This is a genomic window from Lacisediminihabitans changchengi (assembly GCF_016634425.1).
GTDB classification, from domain to species: domain Bacteria; phylum Actinomycetota; class Actinomycetes; order Actinomycetales; family Microbacteriaceae; genus Lacisediminihabitans; species Lacisediminihabitans changchengi.
This window is the reverse complement of sequence record NZ_JAEPES010000003.1, coordinates 1-20,139: the sequence shown is the minus strand read 5'-3', so window position 1 is coordinate 20,139 and position 20,139 is coordinate 1. Positions and strand designations below refer to the sequence as shown.

Annotated in this window: 23 protein-coding genes, 1 tRNA gene and 1 rRNA gene; 1 reads left to right on the top strand and 24 read right to left on the bottom strand. The window is 66.6% G+C overall.

Annotated elements, in window-relative coordinates; translation table 11 throughout:
• Positions 1-55: 55 nt before the first annotated feature.
• Positions 56-403 (bottom strand): sulfate permease, encoded by a 348-nt coding sequence (locus IV501_RS08480; protein ID WP_200556226.1) that lies wholly within the window; start codon positions 401-403, stop codon positions 56-58.
• Between the two features lie 326 nt (positions 404-729).
• Between IV501_RS08480 and IV501_RS08475 the strand changes: the two genes are divergently transcribed.
• Positions 730-1,311 (top strand): tyrosine-type recombinase/integrase, encoded by a 582-nt coding sequence (locus tag IV501_RS08475; RefSeq protein ID WP_234698472.1) that lies wholly within the window; start codon positions 730-732, stop codon positions 1,309-1,311.
• A 196-nt stretch (positions 1,312-1,507) separates the two neighbouring features.
• Here the strand turns inward: IV501_RS08475 and IV501_RS08470 are convergent.
• The 23 genes from IV501_RS08470 to rrf all read right to left on the bottom strand — a co-directional run bounded on the left by IV501_RS08470 (position 1,508) and on the right by rrf (position 20,139).
• Positions 1,508-1,581 (bottom strand) — tRNA-Pro (locus IV501_RS08470).
• Between the two features lie 214 nt (positions 1,582-1,795).
• Positions 1,796-2,362, bottom strand: a complete 567-nt coding sequence (locus IV501_RS08465; protein ID WP_200556224.1) for an MOSC domain-containing protein — start codon at positions 2,360-2,362, stop codon at positions 1,796-1,798.
• A gap of 9 nt (positions 2,363-2,371) precedes the next feature.
• Positions 2,372-2,725: a nuclear transport factor 2 family protein gene (locus IV501_RS08460; protein WP_200556222.1), complete on the bottom strand. Its 354-nt coding sequence runs from the start codon at positions 2,723-2,725 to the stop codon at positions 2,372-2,374.
• Positions 2,726-2,783: 58 nt separating this feature from the next.
• Positions 2,784-3,425 (bottom strand): FMN-dependent NADH-azoreductase, encoded by a 642-nt coding sequence (locus IV501_RS08455; RefSeq protein ID WP_200556220.1) that lies wholly within the window; start codon positions 3,423-3,425, stop codon positions 2,784-2,786.
• A 57-nt stretch (positions 3,426-3,482) separates the two neighbouring features.
• Positions 3,483-5,021, bottom strand: coding sequence for a ribosome biogenesis GTPase Der (gene der / locus IV501_RS08450; RefSeq protein ID WP_200556218.1), 1,539 nt, complete (start codon positions 5,019-5,021; stop codon positions 3,483-3,485).
• 48 nt (positions 5,022-5,069) lie between these two features.
• On the bottom strand, positions 5,070-5,741 hold the full coding sequence (cmk, locus tag IV501_RS08445; RefSeq protein WP_200556216.1) for a (d)CMP kinase: 672 nt from the start codon (positions 5,739-5,741) through the stop codon (positions 5,070-5,072).
• The gene (locus IV501_RS08440) at positions 5,738-6,856 is read right to left on the bottom strand and encodes a prephenate dehydrogenase (RefSeq protein WP_200556214.1); all 1,119 of its coding nucleotides are present in this window, start codon (positions 6,854-6,856) and stop codon (positions 5,738-5,740) included. The genes cmk and IV501_RS08440 overlap by 4 nt, the downstream gene beginning before the upstream one ends.
• Complete coding sequence (gene aroH, locus IV501_RS08435; RefSeq protein WP_200556212.1) at positions 6,853-7,215, bottom strand: chorismate mutase; 363 nt, start codon at positions 7,213-7,215, stop codon at positions 6,853-6,855. Before aroH ends, IV501_RS08440 begins: the two co-directional genes overlap by 4 nt.
• Before the next feature lies 1 nt (position 7,216).
• Positions 7,217-8,011 (bottom strand): pseudouridine synthase, encoded by a 795-nt coding sequence (locus tag IV501_RS08430; RefSeq protein WP_200556210.1) that lies wholly within the window; start codon positions 8,009-8,011, stop codon positions 7,217-7,219.
• On the bottom strand, positions 8,001-8,657 hold the full coding sequence (gene scpB, locus IV501_RS08425) for an SMC-Scp complex subunit ScpB (RefSeq protein WP_200556208.1): 657 nt from the start codon (positions 8,655-8,657) through the stop codon (positions 8,001-8,003). The genes IV501_RS08430 and scpB overlap by 11 nt, the downstream gene beginning before the upstream one ends.
• Entirely contained in the window at positions 8,647-9,495 is an 849-nt protein-coding gene (locus tag IV501_RS08420) for a segregation and condensation protein A (protein WP_200556207.1), read from the bottom strand. Before IV501_RS08420 ends, scpB begins: the two co-directional genes overlap by 11 nt.
• Positions 9,479-10,369 (bottom strand): ParA family protein, encoded by an 891-nt coding sequence (locus IV501_RS08415; protein ID WP_200556205.1) that lies wholly within the window; start codon positions 10,367-10,369, stop codon positions 9,479-9,481. Before IV501_RS08415 ends, IV501_RS08420 begins: the two co-directional genes overlap by 17 nt.
• 252 nt (positions 10,370-10,621) lie before the next feature.
• Positions 10,622-11,566, bottom strand: coding sequence for a site-specific tyrosine recombinase XerD (gene xerD, locus IV501_RS08410; RefSeq protein ID WP_307812244.1), 945 nt, complete (start codon positions 11,564-11,566; stop codon positions 10,622-10,624).
• A gap of 8 nt (positions 11,567-11,574) precedes the next feature.
• A complete protein-coding gene (locus IV501_RS08405; RefSeq protein ID WP_372430750.1) occupies positions 11,575-12,246 on the bottom strand; it encodes an NUDIX domain-containing protein in 672 nt (223 codons plus the stop codon).
• A gap of 3 nt (positions 12,247-12,249) precedes the next feature.
• Positions 12,250-13,926, bottom strand: a complete 1,677-nt coding sequence (gene pyrG / locus IV501_RS08400) for a CTP synthase (RefSeq protein ID WP_200556203.1) — start codon at positions 13,924-13,926, stop codon at positions 12,250-12,252.
• Between the two features lie 104 nt (positions 13,927-14,030).
• A complete protein-coding gene (gene recN, locus IV501_RS08395; RefSeq protein ID WP_200556201.1) occupies positions 14,031-15,728 on the bottom strand; it encodes a DNA repair protein RecN in 1,698 nt (565 codons plus the stop codon).
• Positions 15,725-16,630, bottom strand: a complete 906-nt coding sequence (locus IV501_RS08390) for an NAD kinase (RefSeq protein ID WP_200556407.1) — start codon at positions 16,628-16,630, stop codon at positions 15,725-15,727. Before IV501_RS08390 ends, recN begins: the two co-directional genes overlap by 4 nt.
• A gap of 111 nt (positions 16,631-16,741) precedes the next feature.
• The gene (locus tag IV501_RS08385; protein ID WP_200556199.1) at positions 16,742-17,545 is read right to left on the bottom strand and encodes a TlyA family RNA methyltransferase; all 804 of its coding nucleotides are present in this window, start codon (positions 17,543-17,545) and stop codon (positions 16,742-16,744) included.
• Complete coding sequence (locus IV501_RS08380; protein WP_200556197.1) at positions 17,542-17,733, bottom strand: hypothetical protein; 192 nt, start codon at positions 17,731-17,733, stop codon at positions 17,542-17,544. The genes IV501_RS08385 and IV501_RS08380 overlap by 4 nt, the downstream gene beginning before the upstream one ends.
• Before the next feature lie 37 nt (positions 17,734-17,770).
• Entirely contained in the window at positions 17,771-18,796 is a 1,026-nt protein-coding gene (locus tag IV501_RS08375; protein ID WP_234698471.1) for an HAD-IIA family hydrolase, read from the bottom strand.
• Entirely contained in the window at positions 18,774-19,562 is a 789-nt protein-coding gene (locus IV501_RS08370) for an RPC7 family DNA-directed RNA polymerase III subunit (RefSeq protein ID WP_200556187.1), read from the bottom strand. The genes IV501_RS08375 and IV501_RS08370 overlap by 23 nt, the downstream gene beginning before the upstream one ends.
• Positions 19,563-19,573: 11 nt before the next feature.
• The gene (locus IV501_RS08365) at positions 19,574-19,777 is read right to left on the bottom strand and encodes a hypothetical protein (RefSeq protein ID WP_200556185.1); all 204 of its coding nucleotides are present in this window, start codon (positions 19,775-19,777) and stop codon (positions 19,574-19,576) included.
• 246 nt (positions 19,778-20,023) lie between these two features.
• Positions 20,024-20,139 (bottom strand): 5S ribosomal RNA (gene rrf / locus IV501_RS08360).

The window sequence follows — 20,139 nt, the reverse complement described above, 5'->3', positions numbered from 1 at the left end:
TGCGAGAAACGTACGCATCGTGCCCCGGACCATCACGCCAGAATGGTGGGGCGTTCTACAGCGGCACTGCGACACTCGATAGCGGTCGGAGTCGCATAGATTGTCGCTCAGAACGCTTGTATTGGAGCAACAGGACGGCCGATACCGGCCCAATCATGATGAACTTGAGCGCGTTCCAGATGCAGACAAGCGCAACGACGTAGGGCCAGCGGGACGCTCCCCCGTCGATCAGAGATGTACAGATGCTCGCGGCCAAGAGATACGGGATGGCGAGGAGCATCGCGGGCACGCCCCACTTGAGCCCGCGGCGGGTGCAAATCGCGTCGAGCAGGATGTTGGTCGGCATGTACCTGCGCATGAAGTTGCGGAGGTGGATGCTGATAACCCAGATGATTCGAAACATGACAACGGTCCTCTCATGGCTCGGCAACGTTGAACCTTGGAGGACTGCTCTGGGGCCGTCATGCCATCGCGCGGGCGATGGCGAACATTGAGTGTGTCGCCTGGTTCCAAGGGTATGCCGAACCAACGACATAGGAAAGGGCGGTGCTGCGCACCTGCACGGTGATAACCGGCTGTGAAGGAGCCCGATGATGACTTCCCTCTCTTCCCTTGGACACGACGAGCGGAGCGCGCGTACCGCTCTCTCGCTCGTGGCTGCACCGAATGATCCGTCGACCGGTCGTCTCCTTGGCCGAGTCGGTGCCGTAGAACTGCTCCGCCTCGCTGATGCTGACGGCGCGGTGCCCGGCCTCGACCAAATCCCAGGCGGCTCGCTCGTCCGAAGTCTCCGGACTTCAAGTCGGAGACGTCGACTTCACAAAGAACCTCGTCATCATCAGACGGCAGGTCTTCCCCGGAAGAGGCGGCCTCATCACGAAGCCGACCAAGAGCCGCAAAGAGCGTCGCGTGCCGATTCTCGATCCGCTCCGGCCAGTCCTGAAGCGACTCTGCGCGTTCAAGCAGCCGGAAGCGCCGCTACTCGTCGGCCCGCGCGGCGGGTTCCTCACGACGGCCACTGTTCGCGATGCCACCAGCTGGGATCAGGTTGTTGCTGACCTCGGCCTACCCAACCTCACCAGGCACGGCCTTCGGCACACTGGTGCCACCTGGCTTGCCGACGCCGGGGTCCCCCTCCATGTTCTCCAAGAGATCCTCGGACATGCCTCCATTGAGACCACTCGCGGCTATCTTCACCCCGATGACCGCCACCTTGCATCTGCCGCGGAACAGGCCAACGCCTTCCTCAGCAGAGACACTCGTCCGAACTCATCGAGACGGCCGCGGCAAGGAGCGGGACGCGGATTGTGACTGGCTGCGCCGCGGGTCTGAGCCGTTCTGGTCCCCTTTTGGTCCCCTTATCCACAGACAGGGCATCGCGACGGATTCTGTCATCCACAGATCGACCACGCCTGCCGGCCGCAGGGGACCAGAGGGGGACCACAAAAAATCGTCAGTGGAAATAACAAAGGCCTGATCAAACTTGCGTCTGATCAGGCCTTTTCTGTCGGGCTGACAGGATTTGAACCTGCGACCCCCTGACCCCCAGTCAGGTGCGCTACCAAGCTGCGCTACAGCCCGCGACGTTGATTTTCAGTTGTTTGGGCCGACCGAAGAGTGGTAAACCACTTAACCCCCAGTCAAGTGCGCTACCAAGCTGCGCCACAGCCCGTGACTTGTGCCGATTGCATCAGCACCGAGAAGAAAGCTTACCGGTTCCCGGAGGCTCCCACGTCCACACGACGAGCGTCCACGCGAAGCACATCCACACCAACCACGTCCACACGAAGCGCGGTCACTCGAGCGGAAGGCCGCGACCTCCCGAGCGGAACACCTCGAGGATGCTCGGCGCACCTGCTGGAACCGAGACCACTTCCAGCGAGTCCCCCGCCTCCACCGCGCCGGTGCGCACCACCCGCAGGTATGGTCCGAGCCGCCCGGCCTCGGCGAACCGCCTGACCCAGCCCCGGGCATCCGCCCCACCCACCCAGCGGGCGAAGGTCGCACACGGCGTCCGCGGCATGGTCACCTCGACCTCAATGCCGCCGATGGTCCACCGCTCCCCCACCTTGGCGGCGTTCACGTCGATCCCACTCACCCGCAGGTTCTCGCCGAACCATCCGGGCGGCAGCTCGCGGCCGAGCTCGCGCTCCCACCACTCCGCATCTTCCTGCGAGTAGGCGTACAGCGCCTTGTGCTCGCCGCCGTGATGCTTGCGGTCGAGTTGCGCGTCGGCGAACAGGCCAAGCTTTCGCACTTTCACCGGCCCGGCCACCGCTCGCTTGTCGATCGCGGTGACACCGATGTTGCCCCTATCCGGGCGCAATTCGTGTACGACGCAGACAGCGAGAACGGAGGCCATTTGCACAGCCTAGGAGTCTTCTTTCTCTTCCATCCACCACTCGGTGAACGAGGTCGCACGCCCGGCCGCATCGAACGCGATCACCCACAGGTTGAGGTAGGTCGTCGACCCGGGGTACTCCGTGCGCCCCTGCACCACGGCCATCGTCTCGGTCACTATCACCGGCCACCATTCGAATTCAGGATTGCTCGGCTCGTCTTCTGCCAGCCACCACTCGACGATCGAATCGCGTCCCGAGATCGGATCGGCCGACGGCGACGTGAGGTACACGGCATCCTCCGCGAACAAGGCCTCGACATCCTTCGGCTCCTCGCCGCGCCACGCCTTCAGATAACCGCGCATCCAGGTATCGATGTCGGTCATGCGCGCATCTCCGTCATGAGGCCAACCGTACGGTGCAGAGCGGATGTGGCGTAAGCCCCTATCCCAGAGTGCGAGCCAGCTCCACCGCCGCCGACCGTGCCGACGCGAACTCCTCGAGGCTACGCTCCAGCTGGTCGGACAGGGCCGGAACAGTCGCTGCCAGGGTGAGACTGGTCGTGATGACGTGCACGTCCATTCCGAGGGCTTCGCCGAGGATGATGCGCAAGACGGGGATCTCGTGCTCCCAATCGGCGGTGGCGGTGCCGGCGTCGTACGAGCCGCCGCGGCTGCTCACGATAACGGCCGGGCGACCGGCAAGCGGCTGGGTATCGACATCGAAGGGGGCAGTGACACCGGGCACGTGGATGTTGTCGATCCAGGCCTTCAGCGTGGAGGGCAATGAGTAGTTGTAGAGCGGCGCACCGATCAGCACGACGTCTGCGGCGAGCAGCTCGTCGATGAGCTCCTGCTGCAGTCGTTGCCCCTCGGCCGAAGGAACGGGACCCTCCGGACGAAGTCGCTCGGGCCAGTGCAGCTGCGACGATTCGAGGTGCGGCAGAGGGTCGCGGTGCAGGTCACGCACGACGACGACATGGTCGTCTCCGAGCTCCCGCCACGCATCGGCGAATGACGCGGTGATGTTGCGCGAGTACGACTGGCTGAGGTCGGCAGAAGAGTCCAGCTGAAGAAGGGTGGGCATAGCAAAACGCTATACCCACCCCGGCCCCCGAGCGTGTCGAAGGGCGACCAACCGACGTTAGTTGCGCTTACGCTTCTCGCGCACGCGCATGTTCACGTTGATCGGGCTGCCCTCGAAGCCGAAGATTTCGCGCAGGCGACGCGTGATGAAACGGCGGTACTGCGGGTCGAGGAAGCCGGTGGTGAACAGAACGAACGTCGGCGGACGCGATGCCGCCTGCGTGCCGAACAGAATGCGCGGCTGCTTTCCGCCGCGCACCGGGTGCGGGTGCTCCGCGGTGAGCTCGGCGAGCAGCGCGTTGAACTTGCCGGTGGGGATGCGGGTGTCCCACGACTCGAGCGCGAGCTCCAGTGCCGGCACCAGCTTCTCCATGTGACGACCGGTGCGCGCGGAGATGTTCACCCGCGGAGCCCAGGCAACGTGGGCCAGATCCTGCTCGATCTCCCGCTCGAGGTAGCGACGGCGTTCCTTCTCGATGCCCTCGTCGCTGTCGAGCGTGTCCCACTTGTTGAAGGCCAGCACGAGAGCGCGGCCCGACTCGAGCACGAGGTCGATGATGCGGATGTCCTGCTCGCTGATCACCTGGCTGACGTCGATCACGACGACCGCGACTTCGGCCTTCTCCAGCGCCGCGCTGGTGCGCAGCGATGCGTAAAAATCGGCGCCCTGGGCGAGGTTCATGCGACGGCGGATACCGGCGGTGTCGACGAAGCGCCACACCTTGCCGCCGAGCTCGACCTGCTCGTCGACCGGGTCGCGAGTGGTGCCGGCGAGGTCGTTGACGACCACGCGCTCCTCACCGACGGCCTTGTTGAGCAGGCTGGACTTGCCGACGTTCGGGCGGCCGAGGATGGCGACGCGACGCGGGCCGCCCACCTCCTCCTTGGCGACGGTGGAGATTTCGGGCAGAACGGTGAGAACGTGGTCGAGCAGGTCGGCGACGCCGCGGCCGTGCAGCGCGGAGACCGGCCACGGCTCGCCAAGGCCGAGGCCCCAGAGCACTGCGGCTTCCGGCTCCTGACGGGCGTCATCCACCTTGTTTGCGGCGAGGATGACCGGCTTGTTGCTCGCCCGCAGCATGCGAACGACGTGCTCGTCGGTCGAGGTCGCACCGACGGTGGCGTCGACGACGAACAGCACGGCGTCGGCCAGGTCCACGGCGATTTCGGCCTGCGCAGCGACGGAAGCATTGATGCCCTTGGCATCCGGCTCCCACCCGCCGGTGTCGACGAGGGTGAAGTTTCGTCCGGCCCACTCGCCCTTGTAGGTCACGCGGTCGCGGGTGACGCCCGGGGTGTCTTGCACGACTGCCTCACGGCGGCCCAGGATGCGGTTGACCAGCGCGGACTTGCCCACGTTCGGTCGGCCGACGATGGCCAGCACGGGCAGCGCCGGAAGGTAAATGAGCTCGTCGGAGTCGTCACCGGTGGTCTCGAGCAGGTCGAGGTCTTCGGCGTCGAGGTCGTAGTCGGCGAGACCGAGACGCAGCGCGTTGGCGCGCTGGGCGGCATCCGTCTCGTCGAGCGTCTGGATCTTGTCGGCAAGCCGCGGATCGACGTCGCCGAAATCGTCTTTGTCGGTATCGGTGTCTGCCATGGGATGTCCTTTGGGGGTTTCGGTGCGCGGCTTCGCGAGCTGCGGGCGCTACTCGACCGTGGAGCGAACGAGATCGACGACCGCGGAAACGGTCTGGTCGAAGTCGAGGTGGGTCGAGTCGACGGTGTGCACACCGTCGGCGGCATTCATGAAATCGACCACCTTCGAGTCCTGCGCATCGCGAGAACTCAATTGCTTGCCGACATCGCTGGCCGATTGACCGGTAATCTCAGCGGAACGCCTGGCCATTCTAGCTTCTTCGGATGCCGTGAGCAGAATCCTCACCTGCGCCTGCGGCGAAACCACGGTGGTGATGTCGCGCCCCTCAGTGACGATGCCGGGGCGGATGCTCGCGGCGATCACACTGCGGAACAGCTCGACCATCCGCACCCGCACCGCCGGCACCCGCGCGATGTGACTCACCACCGCGGTGATGCGTGGCTCGCGGATGGCCTCGGTCACGTCGGTGTCACCCACTCGTACGAAGTAGTCGTCCGGGTCGATGCCGATTGTGTACGGGAAGCCGTCGAGAGCCGCGATCACGGCGTCGGCGTCTTCAGTGTCGATGCCGGCATCCAGCACGTACCAGGCGAGAGCCCGGTAGGCGGCGCCGGAATCCTGGTAGTCGAAGCCGAGCTCACGGGCGGCCGCACGACTCACGCTGGACTTGCCGCTTCCGGCCGGGCCGTCGATGGCGACGACGGTGTGTGCTCCGCTCATGCTCCGGCCTGCGCGATCCGCCAGCCGCGGGCCTCGAGGTCGGCGACCAGTCGGGTCTCCGCCTCCGGCAGCACGCTGATCTCAGCGAGGCCGATCGGCACGCCCGGCGAATGCTCCAGCCGCAGGTCTTCCAGGTTCACGCCGATTTCTCCGATTTCTGTGAGCAGCCGGGCGAGCTCGCCCGGGGTGTCGTCGACCATCACGATCAACTGACTGAAACGTCGGTCTGTACCGTGCTTGCCCGGGATGCGGGCGACCCCCGCATTGCCGGATGCGAGCAACTCGGCCAGGGCCCGCCGGGCTCCGGGCGCGGTAGGAGCGTCGAGGATGCCGACCAAGGTGTCGAGGTCGTCACGATACGACCGCAGGATGTCCGCGACCGTTGCCGAGTTCGCCCCGAGCACCTGCACCCAGAGCTCCGGGTCGCTGGCCGCAATCCGCGTGGTATCGCGCAGCCCCTGGCCTGCCAGCCCGACCGCGGACTCCGCCGCGCCGTTCAGCCGGTTCGCCAGCAACGAGGAGATCACCTGGGGCACGTGCGACACGAGCGCGACACTGGCGTCGTGCTGTTCCGCGGTCATGAGGATCGGCACCGCGCCGAGGTCGAGGGCGAGTCCCTCGATCACGCTCACCTGCGCCGCGGGAATGCCGTCATGAGTGCTGATCACCCACGGGCGTCCGATGAACAGGTCGCCGCGGGCGGAGATCGCTCCCCCGCGTTCGCGGCCGGCCATCGGATGCGATCCGATGTACCGCAGCACGTCGGCCCCGAGCGCGCGAAGACCCTCCAGCGGCGCGACCTTGACGCTCGCGACATCCGTCACCAGGGCGTCGGGCCAGGCAGCGAGTTCCGCGGCGAGAACCGTCGCGGTGACGTCCGGCGGCACGGCGACGACGATGAGGGTCGGGTTGTCGGTGTCGCGCGCTGCTCGGCCGGCGCCGTAGTCGATGGCGAGGCTGAGGTTGGCGGGCGAGGCGTCGGCCAGGATCACGTCGACGCCGACAGCCCGCAGCCCCAGGGCGACGCTCGCGCCGAGCAGACCCGCCCCGACCACGCGCACCTCGCCGACGATGCGGCTTCCGGTCAGCGGAGCCGCATGCAGCGCCGCGGTCATTGGGCCAGGTCCACGCGGAGCGCGGTCGCGCCGCGCAGGTAGGTGTGCTGGATGTACTTGCGCGGGGTGTCCGACTCCACGAGCGCCATTAGCCGCACGACACGGGGCATCGAGCCGACGACATCCATCTCCACCGCGCACATCAGCGGTACGTCGCCGAGGCCGAGCTGGCGGGCGGCCAACGCCGGAAACTCGCTGGTGATGTCGCGGGTGGCGGTGAACATCACCGAGATCAGCGCATCGGTGTCGATCTCGTTGGCATGAAGGGCCTTCGACAACAGCTCTGCGGTCGAGCGCAGCACCTCGTCCGGGTCGTCGCGGTCGAGCTGGATGGCGCCGCGAATGGCACGCACTGCCATGTCAGTCCTCCGAATCCGTGGGGGTTGCCGGCGCACCCTTCGCATCGCGCGAGATGGTGAGCAGGGCGCCGAGCTCGTCTTTGCTCAGGTCGCGGATCTCGCCCTGGCCGAGCGAGCCGAGGTGAAGCGGGCCGAACTGACGTCGCACCAGGTCGATCACCGGATGCCCGACCTCTTCGAGCATGCGGCGAACGATCCGGTTGCGACCGCTGTGCAGGGTGACCTCGACCATGGTCTCGCTGGCTCCGGCCTGGCCGATGATTCGCGCTTTGTCGGCCGCGATCGGGCCGTCTTCGAGCTCGATGCCGCGGGTGAGCATACCGATCGTCTGCGGGCTGACCCTGCCCTCCACCTTGGCGATGTAGGTCTTCATCACGCCGAAGCTCGGGTGCGCGAGCACGTGAGCGAGTTCGCCGTCGTTGGTGAGGATGAGCAGACCGCTGGTCTGGGCATCCAACCGTCCGACGTTGAACAGCCGCTCGTCGAAGCGCTCGACGAAGCGTTGCAGGTCGGGGCGGCCGCGGTCATCCTGCAGCGAGGAGACGATGCCGACCGGCTTGTTCAGCATGAGGTAACGACGGCTGGTGTCGAGCTGGATGGCGCGGCCGTCGACGGCAACACGATCCGTTTCGAGCACGCGGCGGCCGAGCTCGGTGACGACCTCGCCGTTCACCTCGACCCGGCCAGCGGCGATCAGGTCTTCAGAGACGCGACGGGAGGCGACGCCAGCCGCCGCCATCAGCTTTTGGAGGCGAACGCCGTCCGACGCTGCTTCCGGATTGGTATCAGAGGACATTGGCGAACCCGTCAGAGCCGTCGGCGAGTAGTGGTGAGATCAGGGGGAGCTCCTCGATGGAGTTGATGCCGAGCTGCGTCAACAGCAGGTCGGTCGTGGCGTAATGGATGGCACCGGTCTCGCTGTCGGTGTATGCCTCGGTGATGAGGCCGCGCCCGAGCAGCGTGCGAACGACCGAGTCGACGTTCACCGCGCGGATGGACGCGACGGCTCCCCGGCTGATGGGCTGCTTGTACGCAATCACCGCGAGGGTCTCGAGCGCCGCCTGGGACAGCTTGGTCGGGTTCTGGGTGAGTACGAAATCGCGCACCACCTCGTCGAACTCGCCGCGCACGTAGATGCGCCAGCCGCCGGCCACCTCACGCAACTCGAAGCCGCGCCGCGGAGTGCCGTCGACGCCGTCGTAGTCGGCGACCAGTCGCTCGATCGACTTCCGAACCGCCGCGACGGGAAGGCTGAGGGATGTCGCCAACGAGACCAGAGACTGCGGCTCGTCGGCGATCATGAAGATCGCTTCGAGCGCTCGTTCGGTGTCAAGCGGCTTCGTGTCCAGCGGTTCTGTGTCGAGCGGCTTCGTGTCCAGCGGTTCTGTCTCGAGCGGCTCGGTGTCCAGCTCGACCTCGATGGTCTCCTGCTCAGTTGCCATAGTCTGCCCCCAGGCTTGCGAGAGATTCTTCGTTCCAGTGCTCGGCGGTCCAGCGCACCGTCAACTCGCCCAGTGGCTCGAGCTGTTCGAAGGCGATCGACGCCCCCCGAAACAGTTCGAGGATGGCGAGGAAACGCGCGATGATCACGCCCTTCACCTCGACCCCGGCGACGAGCTGCCGGAAGGTCATCGGTTCACCGCCACGCAACAGCGCGACGACGTACGCCGCCTGTTCACGGATGCTGACCAGCGGTGCGTGCAAATGGTCGAGCCCCACGGTCGGCAGCTCCTTCGGTGCCATGGCCAGGGCAGCGAGGGCGGCGAAGTCATCCGGGGTGAGTGTCCACACCAGCTCGGGCGTCTGCCGACGGTACTTCTCTTCGAGCCGCACCGATCGCACGTGCCTGCTCGACTCCGCGTCGAAGTGACTGCTGAACCAGCCGGTGACCTCCTTGAAGGCGCGGTACTGCAGCAGTCTCGCGAACAGAAGGTCGCGCGCCTCGAGCAGAGCGACATCCTCGGCGTCCACCAGCTCGCCCTGGGGCAGCAGGCCTGCGACCTTGAGGTCGAGCAGCGTCGCCGCCACCACCAAGAACTCACTGGCCTGATCGAGTTCCTCGACGGAGTCCAGCTGGCGCAGGTACGCGATGAATTCACCCGTGACGATGCTGAGCGAGACCTCGGTGATGTCGAGCTCGTGCTTGCCGATCAACGTCAGGAGAAGGTCGAACGGCCCGTCGAAGTTGTCGAGTCTGACCGAAAACGCCGCGGCCTTATCCGGCTCGCCGTCTGCCGCAAGAGCGCCTACCGAAACGCGGGCGCTAGGCGACGGCGCCACGGACGATCAGCTCTCGAGCGAGTTGACGGTAAGCCTGTGCGGCGGGGTGCTCGGGGGCGAACTGGATAATCGGGGTGCCGGCCACGCTGGCATCCGGAAACTTCACGGTGCGTCCGATCACGGTCTCGAAGACCTTGTCGCCGAACGTCTCGACCACGCGCTCGAGCACCTCGCGCGAATGGAGCGTGCGCGAGTCGTACATGGTGGCGAGGATGCCGTCGAGCTCGAGCGCCGGGTTGAGCCGGTCCTTCACCTTGTCGATCGTCTCGACCAGAAGCGCAACTCCGCGCAGGGCGAAGAACTCGCATTCCAGCGGGATCAGCACACCGTGAGCTGCAGTCAGCGCGTTTACCGTCAGCAGACCGAGCGACGGCTGGCAGTCGATGATGATGACGTCGTACTCGTCGCTCACCTTGCGGAGCACGCGGGCGAGGATCTGCTCGCGCGCGACCTCGTTGACGAGGTGCACCTCCGCGGCGGAGAGGTCGATGTTGGCCGGGATGATGTCGAGGTTCGGCATCGACGTGGTCTGGATCGCGTCGTGCGGGTCTTTGATGGTGCCGAGCATGAGGTCGTAGATGTTGTTCACATCGTGGCTCGAGACGCCGAGCCCGGCAGACAGCGCGCCCTGCGGGTCGAAGTCGATCGCGAGCACGCGACGGCCATACTCTGCGAGCGATGCCCCGAGGCTGATGGCGGTGGTGGTCTTGCCCACGCCGCCCTTCTGGTTGCAGAGGGCGATGATGCGGGCGGGGCCGTGCTCGCGCAGGGTCGCCGGGATGGGGAACTCGGTGCGGGGGCGCCCGGTGGGGCCGTTCACGGGCAGGTCCAGACCTGCAAGCTCGTCCGCCGCTGTGTCCCGCGTTGCTGTCATCCCGACATTCCTCACTGCTGTGCGCCGGCGCCTACCGGTCCTGGCAATTCTACCGATCGTCGGGCCGCGCCCTCGGAGCGACCCGCCAGCACACACCGCCGGTTGAGTAGGCCGCGAGCGACGAGGACGCGTATCGAAACCATCGCGTGGCGGGCCTCGATACGCGAACGCGCCAGAGCGCGTGCGCTACTCGACCAACGGGGAGTGCGTGCGCTACTCGACCAGCGGGTGCGCGCTACTCGACCAGCGGGGTCAGCGGGCGCGGGGGTGTGCTGTCGTGTACATGTCCCGCAGGGTGTCCGCGGTGACGAGAGTGTAGATCTGGGTGGTTGCGACACTCGAGTGTCCGAGCAGTTCTTGCACCACGCGGACATCCGCTCCCCCGGCCAGCAGATGGGTGGCGAAGGAATGCCGGAAGGTGTGGGGCGAGATCTCGATGCCGAGCTGTGCCTGCTCCGCCCGCGCTCGGATGATCAGCCAGGCGTTCTGCCGCGAGACCCGCCCGCCGCGCATGCCCAGGAACAGCGCGGGGGTCGCGGTGCCCTTCACCGAGAGCAGCGGCCGCGCCCGCACCAGATACGCCTCGATGGCCTCCCGGGCGAAACTGCCGAGCGGAACGATGCGCTGCTTGCCGCCCTTGCCGAACAGCCGCACCACATCGACGCTGCCGCCGTCGTCGCCCAGGATGTCGTCGACATTGAGATCGACCGCCTCGGAGATGCGCGCGCCGGTCGCGTAGAGCAGCTCGAGCAGAGCGCGGTCGCGCAGCGCCTGGATGTCCTCGCCCTTCGCCGCGTCCAACACCGCCGCCATCTGGTCTACCGTGATCGCCTTGGGCAGCCGCTGGGCGAGCTTCGGCGGTTTGGCGTCGGCGGCGACATCCGTCTGCACCAGCTCTTCGTCGAGCAGGAAGCGGTGAAAGCCGCGCACGCTCGAGAGCATGCGCGCGAGCGAGGAGGCGGTGAGCGGCGACTCCTCGCGGGTGCGCAGTGCGGTCGAGAAGGCGGCGACGTCGGTTGCGGCGATGCCTTCTGGCGTCGTGATTCCGCGCGATTCCAGCGCGGTCAGATACGCGGCCAGGTCGCGCCGATACGCCGAGACCGTGTTGCTGGCGAGGCCGCGCTCGATCGCCACATGTCGCAGGTAGCGACCCACCGCGCGCTCGAGCGGGGTGGGCGGCACCGGTGTGACGGTCACCGGGGCATTCAGTCGCGCAACGGCAGAGCTCGCGGGGGCAGCGGCGCCACGGCCGGGCCCAGCGTCGCCCAGCCTTTCGCGCGGCTGACGTAGGCGGCGAGCACCGCATTACCGAGAATCGAGTTCTGGATGTCTCTGGCCAGGAAGGCGTCGACCGCCTCGTCGAGCGGCACCCAGCGCTTCTCGATGTCGACCTCCTCTTCGGTGCGGGCGAAGACTTCGGCGGTCGCGCTGACCCCGCGGGCGAGGTAGATGCGCACGATCTCGCTGTTGCCGCCCGGCGAGGTACGGATGTCCGAGAGGATATGCCAGTCCTCGGCCTGCAGGTCGACCTCCTCGGCCAGCTCTCGCTTGGCCGCACCGAGCGGGTCCTCCCCTTCGATATCGAGCAGCCCGGCCGGGATCTCCCAGTCGCGCTCCCCGATCGGGTGCCGGTACTGACGAATCAGCAGCACGCGCTCTTTCTCGTCGAGAGCGAGCACGGCGACAGCTCCGGTGTGGGCCACGAACTCCCGGACGACCTGGTCGCCCCCATAGAGGAAGGTGTCCTGCCGCACATCCCAGACGTGACCGCGGAACACTGTCTCGCTGCGGATGATCTCGACCGGATGCCGCAGGTCGTGGAGTTCGTCGCTGCCGCTGTGCCTACTGCTGGGATTGTCGCTGCTGGGCACTGTCACGGTTCAGGCCTCCGTCACTTCGAACAGCCGGCTTGCCTCCTGGCGCTGCAACGCCGCGGCGACCAGTCCCTGGAACAACGGATGCGCGCGGTTGGGGCGCGAGCGCAGCTCCGGGTGGGCCTGCGTTCCGACGTAATACGGATGCACGTCTTTCGGCAGCTCGACGAACTCGACCAGGTTGCCATCGGGAGAGGTCCCCGAGAACACGAGTCCGGCATCCGCGATCTGGGGACGGTACGCGTTATTGACCTCGTAGCGGTGGCGGTGACGCTCGTCGACGAGATTCGAGCCATAGACGCCGGCCACGATCGAGCCCTCGGCGAGAACTGCCGGGTAGAGGCCGAGGCGCATCGTGCCGCCCAGGTCGCCGCTGTTGATGATGTCGACCTGCTCGGCCATCGTCGCGATAACGGGAAACTCGGTCTCCGGGTCGAACTCCGACGAGGATGCCCCGCCGAGGCCGACCACGGTGCGTGCGTACTCCACGACCATGCACTGCAACCCGAGGCAGAGGCCCAGGGTCGGGATGCCGTTCTCGCGGGCGAAACGCAGAGCGCCGAGCTTTCCCTCGATGCCGCGCACGCCGAAACCGCCGGGAACGCAGACGCCGTCGAGGTCGGAGAGCAGCTTCGCAGCCCCCTCGGGTGTCTCGCACTCGTCGGACGGAACCCAACGGATGTTGACCTTGGTCTGCTGGGCGAAGCCGCCGGCCCGCAGTGCCTCGGTCACCGAGAGGTAGGCGTCGGGCAGGTTGATGTACTTGCCGACCAGACCGATGGTGACCTCGTACTTGGGCTCGTGCACCGCGCGAAGCAGGTCGGCCCAGCCGGACCAGTCGACCTCGGGGGTCTCGAGCTCGAAGTGCTCGGTGATGTAGCCATCGAGACCCTGATCGTGAAGCATGGTCGGGATGTCGTAGATGCTCGGAACGTCGACGGCGTTGACGACTGCCTCGATGTCCACGTCGCACATCAGCGCGATCTTGCGCATCATCGAGTCGGGAACCTCGCGGTCGGAACGCAGCACGATCGCGTCGGGCTGGATACCGATCGAGCGAAGCGCAGCGACCGAGTGCTGGGTGGGCTTGGTCTTCTGTTCGCCCGCGGCACCGAGGTACGGCACCAGTGACACGTGCACGAAGAAGCAGTTGCGGCGGCCGATCTCGTGGCGCACCTGGCGGGCGGCCTCGAGGAAGGGCTGTGACTCGATGTCGCCCACGGTGCCGCCGACCTCGGTGATGATCACATCGGGGGTGTCGTCCCCGGTGGCCTGCAACCGCATCCGTCGCTTGATTTCGTCGGTGATGTGCGGGATGACCTGGACGGTGTCGCCGAGGTACTCGCCGCGACGCTCCTTCGCGATGACATTGGAGTAGATCTGGCCGGTGGTGACGTTCGCGGCCTGACTCAGATTGATGTCGAGGAAGCGCTCGTAGTGACCGATGTCGAGGTCGGTCTCGGCGCCATCGTCGGTGACGAAGACCTCGCCGTGCTGGAACGGGTTCATGGTGCCCGGGTCGACATTGAGATACGGGTCGAGCTTCTGCATGACGACGCGAAGACCACGAGCCGTCAGAAGGTTGCCGAGACTGGCTGCCGTGAGTCCCTTACCGAGACTCGAAACGACACCACCAGTGACGAAGATGTGCTTGGTTACGTCCGCGTTGTTTTTGTCCACCACGGGGTTACAGCTTATCTCACCGGCGGAGCACTCCGGCCAGCGACGAGCCGGATCCGAGCCGGATGTGGGGCTCGCAGCCTGGCCCCGCGCCTACCAGCACGACATTACTGGTCGAGAGCGCGAGCAGTCTCGATCAGTTCACGCGCATGGGCGAGGCCGCTCTGCGAATCGGGAAGCCCCGACAGCAGCCGCGCCATCTCCTCGATGCGCTGCTCCCCCCGCAGTTGCTGCACGCTGCTCGCCGTGACGGTGCCCGAGCTGTCTTTGACCACGCGCAAATGGTTGGTGGAGAATGCGGCGACCTGCGCCAGGTGGGTGACGACGATCACCTGCGCCGAGCGCGACAGCCGGGCGAGTCGGCGACCGATCTCGATGGCCGAGGCTCCGCCGACCCCGGCATCCACCTCGTCGAAGATGAATGTGGCAACCGGGTCGCTGCCCGCGATCACCACCTCGATCGCCAGCATCACCCGTGACAGTTCTCCCCCCGACGCACCGCGCCCGAGCGGTCGCGGCTCTGCCCCGGGATGGGGTGCGAGCAGGATCGACACGACGTCTTTGCCGCTCAACGAATACTCGCTGCGATCGGCGACATCCACGACGATGCGCGCATCCGGCATGGCGAGGGCCGCGAGTTCAGCGGTCACCTCGTCGGAGAGACGGATGGCGCTTCCACGCCGAAGCGCGCTGAGTTGCTCCGCCAGCTCCAACACCTTCGCCCGGTCGGCCTCCACCTCATGCTCGAGGCCCTCGATGCGCTCGGAGTCGTTGTCGAGCTCCAGCAAGCGAGAACTGCCGGTCTCGAGGTAGTCGATCGCTTCGGTCAGGCTCGGTCCGTACTTGCGGGCGATACCGGCAAGGTCGGCTCGGCGCTCCTGCACGATCTCGAGCTCCCGACTCCCATCGGTGTCGAGAGTGCCGAGGTAGCTCGACAGCTGCACAGCGACGTCTGACACCAGGAAGCTCGCCTCGGCAAGCGAGCTGGAGATACCGGAAAGTGCTGGATCGTGCTCGGCGGCCCGTTCCAGTTGGCGCCGCGCGGTTTCGAGAAGCGTCACCGCGTCCGGGGTTTCGTCGGGGCTCTCGGTGGCGATCAGTTCGTGAGCCTGGGCGGCGGCGAGCCGTAGGTCTTCGAGATTGCTCAGGCGTTCGGCACGCTCGGCGAGTTCGTCGTCCTCTCCGGCACGGGGTGCGACGGCCTCGATCTCGGCCATCGCCGCGCGCAGCTCCTCGGCCTCGGCGGCGCGACGGTCGCGTTCGGCGACGAGCACATCGAGCTCACCCTGGTTGCCCTGCCAGCGGCGATACGTCTGCTGGTACTCGGCCAGCACGCTGGCCAGCTCAGTACCGCTAAACCGGTCGAGTGCCTCGCGCTGTGCCGTTGCCGACCGCAATCGCACCTGGTCAGACTGCCCGTGCACGACGACGAGCTGCTCGCCAATCTCCGAGAGCACGCCGACCGGCGTGGTCCTGCCGCCGACGGTCGCTCGGCTTCGCCCCTCCGACGAGATCGATCGACCGAGAATGAGCTCGCCCTCGTCGATTTCGCCGCCGGCGTCCAGCACTCGTTCAGCGACGGCGCCGGCGGGGTCGATCTGCCAGTGACCCTCGACGACGGCCGAACTGGCCCCCTGGCGCAGCATCGCGCTGTCGGAACGATCGCCGAGCAGCAGCCCGAGCGCGGTGACCACCATGGTCTTGCCTGCGCCGGTTTCGCCGGTCACCGCCGTGAACCCAGGGCCAAGAGGCAACCGCGCATCGCCAATGACGCCGAGATTGCGGATCGAGATCTCTTCGATCACTGCTGGGCCCCGTCGGCGGCCGGTCCGCGCCATCCGCTGGTCGGCAGGTTGAACTTTCCCACCAGGCGATCGGTGAAGGGACCGTGGTGCAGACGGGCCAGGCGAACCGGGATGTCCGAGCGTCGCACGACTACCCGTGCCCCGGGTGCCAGATCGTGGGTTCGTCGACCGTCGCACCAGAGCACTCCCGTGCCCTGCGTGCGAGCGAGCACCTCGACCGCGAAGACGGAATCCGGTCCGACCACGAGCGGCCGGGCGAACAGGGCGTGCGGGCTCAGCGGTACGAGAAGCATGGCGTCGACGCTCGGCCAGACGACCGGCCCGCCGGCGGAGAACGCATAGGCGGTGGAGCCGGTCGGGGTCGACATGACGACCCCGTCGCAGCCGAACGACGACAGCGGTCGACCATCGACCTCGATGACGACCTCGAGCATCCGCTCCCTGCTCGCCTTTTCGACGGTGGCCTCGTTGAGCGCCCACGTGTCGTAGACGACCTCGCCGGCGACCTTGACCCGCACGGCCAAAGTCATGCGCTCCTCGACCTCGTAGTCCCGGGCCAGCGCGCGCTGCACGGTGTTCTCGAGATTGTCGCGCTCGCTCTCGGCCAGGAACCCCACATGACCGAGGTTCACCCCGAGAAGCGGCGCCGAACACCCGCGAACCATTTCAGCTGCGCGCAGAATGGTGCCGTCCCCGCCGAGCACGATCACGAGCTCAAGCGATCTCAGGTCAACGGACTGGACCATCACCGCGGTGCCCACCAACTCGGGAGCCTGGGCGACGATGTCGTCGTACTCGTCTTTCTTCAAGACGGGAGTGACACCATGGGCGACGAGCTTGCGGCAGACCTGCACGGCCGCGTCGAGCGAGTCTTGGCGACCGGTGTGCGAGACGACGAGCATGTATCGCGATTCGGGCGTGCGATCAATCGGCGCGATCCGGTCTTCCACTAGCTACTCCTCGTGAGTCGATCGGGTCGGGTCGGCATGGTGGGGAGCACAAGCCCCCGAGCATCACTCCGGACGTGCTGAAGCAAAAAGCCGATCAGTCCATTCTGTCGGATCGGTACCCACCCGTGCGCTCACCCAGGCGAGATACTCATGGTTCCCGGCACTTCCGAGGATTGGGGAGGAGATGAGACCAGCCGTCTTCAGCCCGAGATCCCAGGCCGACCAGAGCACGGCGCTGACCGCCTCAGACCTCAGTCCGGCGTTTCGCACGATCCCTTCACGGATGCCCGACCGTCCCACCTCGAACTGCGGCTTGATCAGCAGAACGTAGTCGGCATCCCGTCCCGCCGTCGCCACGAGCGCGGGCAGCACCTGCGTGAGAGAGATGAAGGACAGATCGCCCACGACCAGGTCGACCGCGACCGGATGCCCGGCTGCCCCCTCCAGCAGCTCTGGCGTCATCTCCCGTGCGTTGAAGCCCTCGATCACCGTCACCCGCTCGTCGCCGTCGATGAGGGGCGACAGCTGTCCGTGCCCGACATCGAGCGCGATCACGTGCGAAGCACCGCGTTCGAGCAGCACCTGGGTGAAGCCACCGGTGGACGCGCCCACGTCGAGCGCCGAGCGCCCGGCCACCGGGATCTCGAAGACGTCGAGCGCGGCCAGGAGTTTGTGCGCTGCGCGGCTCACGTAGTGGTCGATGCCGATGATCGCGAGCTCTTGATCGGCGCCGACCCGGTGCGAGGCCTTGATGATGGTCTCGCCGTCGACCAGCACCGACCCGGCCGCGATCAGCCGCGCGGCGTGGGTGCGCGACCGAACCAGACCGCGCTCGGCCAGTGCTGCGTCGAGCCGTTGGTCGGTCATCCGGCCGTCGCTTGCGGGCCGCCCGCGATCGGTGAATCCGAGCCCTCAAGCGTCGCGCGGAGTCGATCGTGAATCTGCACGAAGGCCTCGGCGCGGGTATCGAGCGGCTGATCCTCGATCACCCGCAGACGCGAGAGGAGGGCATCCGTCTCGCCGGGCTCCGTCGCCGCCGCCGTCTCGTCACTCATGTCGTCTCGTCACTCATGACGCCTCGTTCTCCATGCCTCAGACGCTACCCTCGTCGTACAGTTCCGGCGCCACATCGAGGCCGTAGATCGGCAGACCCGACTCCCAGATCAGTGTGGATGCGGCCCGCAAGAGATCGATCGGACGCCCCGCCTTCACGATCGTCACCGCAGTACCGAGCAGTTGCACGGTCGCGTCGCCCACCGTGACGGTCGTTGCTCCGCGCAACGTGGTCTTGCGAACGGCGGCCGGATAGGGCTGGTCGAGCTCACGCAGGTCTTCGAGCAGGTAGGTGGGGCGCGACTTCGCGTCGGCCGCGAGCACCTTCTTTGAATGATCGATGCCGGTCAGCACGAGCACGGACTCCATCTCGGCGCGATTCGCCCCGAGGATGTCGGTGTCGAGCCGGTCGCCGATGAACAGCGGCTTGCTGCCGCCGAAGCGGGCTACCGCCTCCCGGAAGATCGCAATCTCGGGCTTACCCGCCACGATAGGCAGCCGCCCGATTGCGGTGTGCACGGCCGACACTAGAGTGCCGTTACCCGGAGCGATGCCCCGAGCCTGCGGAATCGTCCAGTCGGTGTTCGTCGCGACCCACGGCATGGTCTCGTCGGCGCCCAGAGCGTAGGATGCCTCGGCCAGTTGCACCCAGCCGACATTCTGCGCGAAGCCCTGGATGACCGCTGCCGGATGCTCCAGCGCCGAATCCGTCACCACGAACCCCGCCGCCTCCACCACCGTCGTCAACCCGTCGCCCCCGACCACCAGCACGGTCGAGCCGGCGGGCACGAGGTCGGCGAGCAGTCGTACCGCCGCCTGCGGCGAGGTCACCACGTCATCCTCGGTCACCAAGAGGCCCAGCTCGGTGAGATGTTGGGCAACGGATGCCGCGGTGCGCGAGGCGTTGTTGGTCAGGTACCCGACCCGACGCCCCTCTGCCGCGCGATTGATGCTCTCGACGGCGTGCGGAATCGCGTTCGCGCCCGCATAGACGACACCATCAAGGTCGGCCAGTAGCAGGTCGACTCCGTGCAGCGGAGACTCAGTCGTGGGTCGCTTCGCCATCGATGCCCTCCCCTTCCAAGGAGGCGCCGTCTTCTTCGTCTTCGGCATCGGTGACCTCATCGATGTCGTCGCTGTCGCCCTCTTCCTCGACCACCTCGATGACGTCGTCATCGTCGGCGCCGCCGTTGTCGAGCGCGGCACTGGCGCGATCGGAGCGCTGCCACCAGGTTTCGGCCTCGTCATCGCGCCCGAGTTCTTCGAGCACCGCGGCATACGCGTCGAACAGGGCGGGGCTCCAGGGGAAAGCGGTGTCGGGGTCGAGCTGCGGGATCTGCAACTCGATCAGCGCGGCATCCGCTTGCCCCAGGTCGAGACGTGCGCCGGACATGGCGATCGCCAGCATCACCTGGACGTCAGACGGCAGGGTCGCGCGATCAACGGAGCGACCGAGTTCGAGCGCCTTGTCGGCACGATCCAGACCACGTTCGCTATCCACCATGAGCGGAAGCTGGTCGTTGTTACCGGAGATCCGGCGATAGGTGCGCAGCTCGCGAAGGGCCAGCGCGAAATCTCCGATCGAATACGCCGTGATCGCGAGCGTCTCGCGCACGACACCGATGCGCCCAGCTCGGCGGGCAGCGGAGAGGGCGTGTTGATGAGCAAGCGCTGGATCGGATTCGATCAGACGCGCGACCATCGCCAGGTGACGAGCGACCTCGTCGGCGTTCTCCTTGCTCAAGGTCTTCAGCTGAGCGCGTGCGACGCGGTCGAGTTCCTTGGCCTGAACGTCGTCGGGGATGATCGGGTCATCGTGCCGATTGCGCACAGACCTCAGCTTCAGCGGATCCGGATCGACGTAGTCGTCCTGTGCCGAACGGCCCTGATATCCGCCACCGTTGCCCCGCGGAGCGCCAGGGCGATCGGGCCGGCCGCCACGTTCCGGGCGCCCTCCACGATCTGGCCGTGCCCCACGATCGGGGCGCTGCGCGCCATCGCGCGGCCCACCACGATCCGGTCCCCCACGGTTCGGTCTGCGGTCATCCGGACGTCCATTCGCCGGCTTGTCGCCCGGGCGTCGTCCTCGTTCTCCGAAATCAGACACGGTGTCTCCTTGGGTTTGGTCGCTGTGAAAATTATGGGGTGATGCAGCACCGTCACAGTGCAGGTGATAGCAATGCCCGTTAACCCACGATGCTCGATACCGCAGCTCGCTCGTTAACGCCCAATGCTCGTTAACGCACTATGGCCACCCCTCGCGGGATGGCCATAGTGGTTGTTCTAAGTTAAGTCCGGCGGTGTCCTACTCTCCCACAAGGTCCCCCTTGCAGTACCATCGGCGCTGAGAGTCTTAGCTTCCGGGTTCGGAATGTGACCGGGCGTTTCCCTCTCGCTATGGCCGCCGA

What these genes read in the sequence shown, in the direction of transcription:
- IV501_RS08480 (WP_200556226.1), bottom strand. Translation starts at nt 403, where the DNA reads ATGTTTCGAATCATCTGGGTTATCAGCATCCACCTCCGCAACTTCATG.
- IV501_RS08475 (WP_234698472.1), top strand. Translation starts at nt 730, where the DNA reads ATGCTGACGGCGCGGTGCCCGGCCTCGACCAAATCCCAGGCGGCTCGC.
- IV501_RS08465 (WP_200556224.1), bottom strand. Translation starts at nt 2,362, where the DNA reads ATGGCCTCCGTTCTCGCTGTCTGCGTCGTACACGAATTGCGCCCGGAT.
- IV501_RS08460 (WP_200556222.1), bottom strand. Translation starts at nt 2,725, where the DNA reads ATGACCGACATCGATACCTGGATGCGCGGTTATCTGAAGGCGTGGCGC.
- IV501_RS08455 (WP_200556220.1), bottom strand. Translation starts at nt 3,425, where the DNA reads ATGCCCACCCTTCTTCAGCTGGACTCTTCTGCCGACCTCAGCCAGTCG.
- der (WP_200556218.1), bottom strand. Translation starts at nt 5,021, where the DNA reads ATGGCAGACACCGATACCGACAAAGACGATTTCGGCGACGTCGATCCG.
- cmk (WP_200556216.1), bottom strand. Translation starts at nt 5,741, where the DNA reads ATGAGCGGAGCACACACCGTCGTCGCCATCGACGGCCCGGCCGGAAGC.
- IV501_RS08440 (WP_200556214.1), bottom strand. Translation starts at nt 6,856, where the DNA reads ATGACCGCGGCGCTGCATGCGGCTCCGCTGACCGGAAGCCGCATCGTC.
- aroH (WP_200556212.1), bottom strand. Translation starts at nt 7,215, where the DNA reads ATGGCAGTGCGTGCCATTCGCGGCGCCATCCAGCTCGACCGCGACGAC.
- IV501_RS08430 (WP_200556210.1), bottom strand. Translation starts at nt 8,011, where the DNA reads ATGTCCTCTGATACCAATCCGGAAGCAGCGTCGGACGGCGTTCGCCTC.
- scpB (WP_200556208.1), bottom strand. Translation starts at nt 8,657, where the DNA reads ATGGCAACTGAGCAGGAGACCATCGAGGTCGAGCTGGACACCGAGCCG.
- IV501_RS08415 (WP_200556205.1), bottom strand. Translation starts at nt 10,369, where the DNA reads ATGACAGCAACGCGGGACACAGCGGCGGACGAGCTTGCAGGTCTGGAC.
- IV501_RS08390 (WP_200556407.1), bottom strand. Translation starts at nt 16,630, where the DNA reads ATGCTCGTCGTCTCGCACACCGGTCGCCAAGACTCGCTCGACGCGGCC.
- IV501_RS08385 (WP_200556199.1), bottom strand. Translation starts at nt 17,545, where the DNA reads ATGACCGACCAACGGCTCGACGCAGCACTGGCCGAGCGCGGTCTGGTT.
- IV501_RS08380 (WP_200556197.1), bottom strand. Translation starts at nt 17,733, where the DNA reads ATGAGTGACGAGACGGCGGCGGCGACGGAGCCCGGCGAGACGGATGCC.
- IV501_RS08375 (WP_234698471.1), bottom strand. Translation starts at nt 18,796, where the DNA reads ATGGCGAAGCGACCCACGACTGAGTCTCCGCTGCACGGAGTCGACCTG.
- IV501_RS08365 (WP_200556185.1), bottom strand. Translation starts at nt 19,777, where the DNA reads ATGACCGCAGACCGAACCGTGGGGGACCGGATCGTGGTGGGCCGCGCG.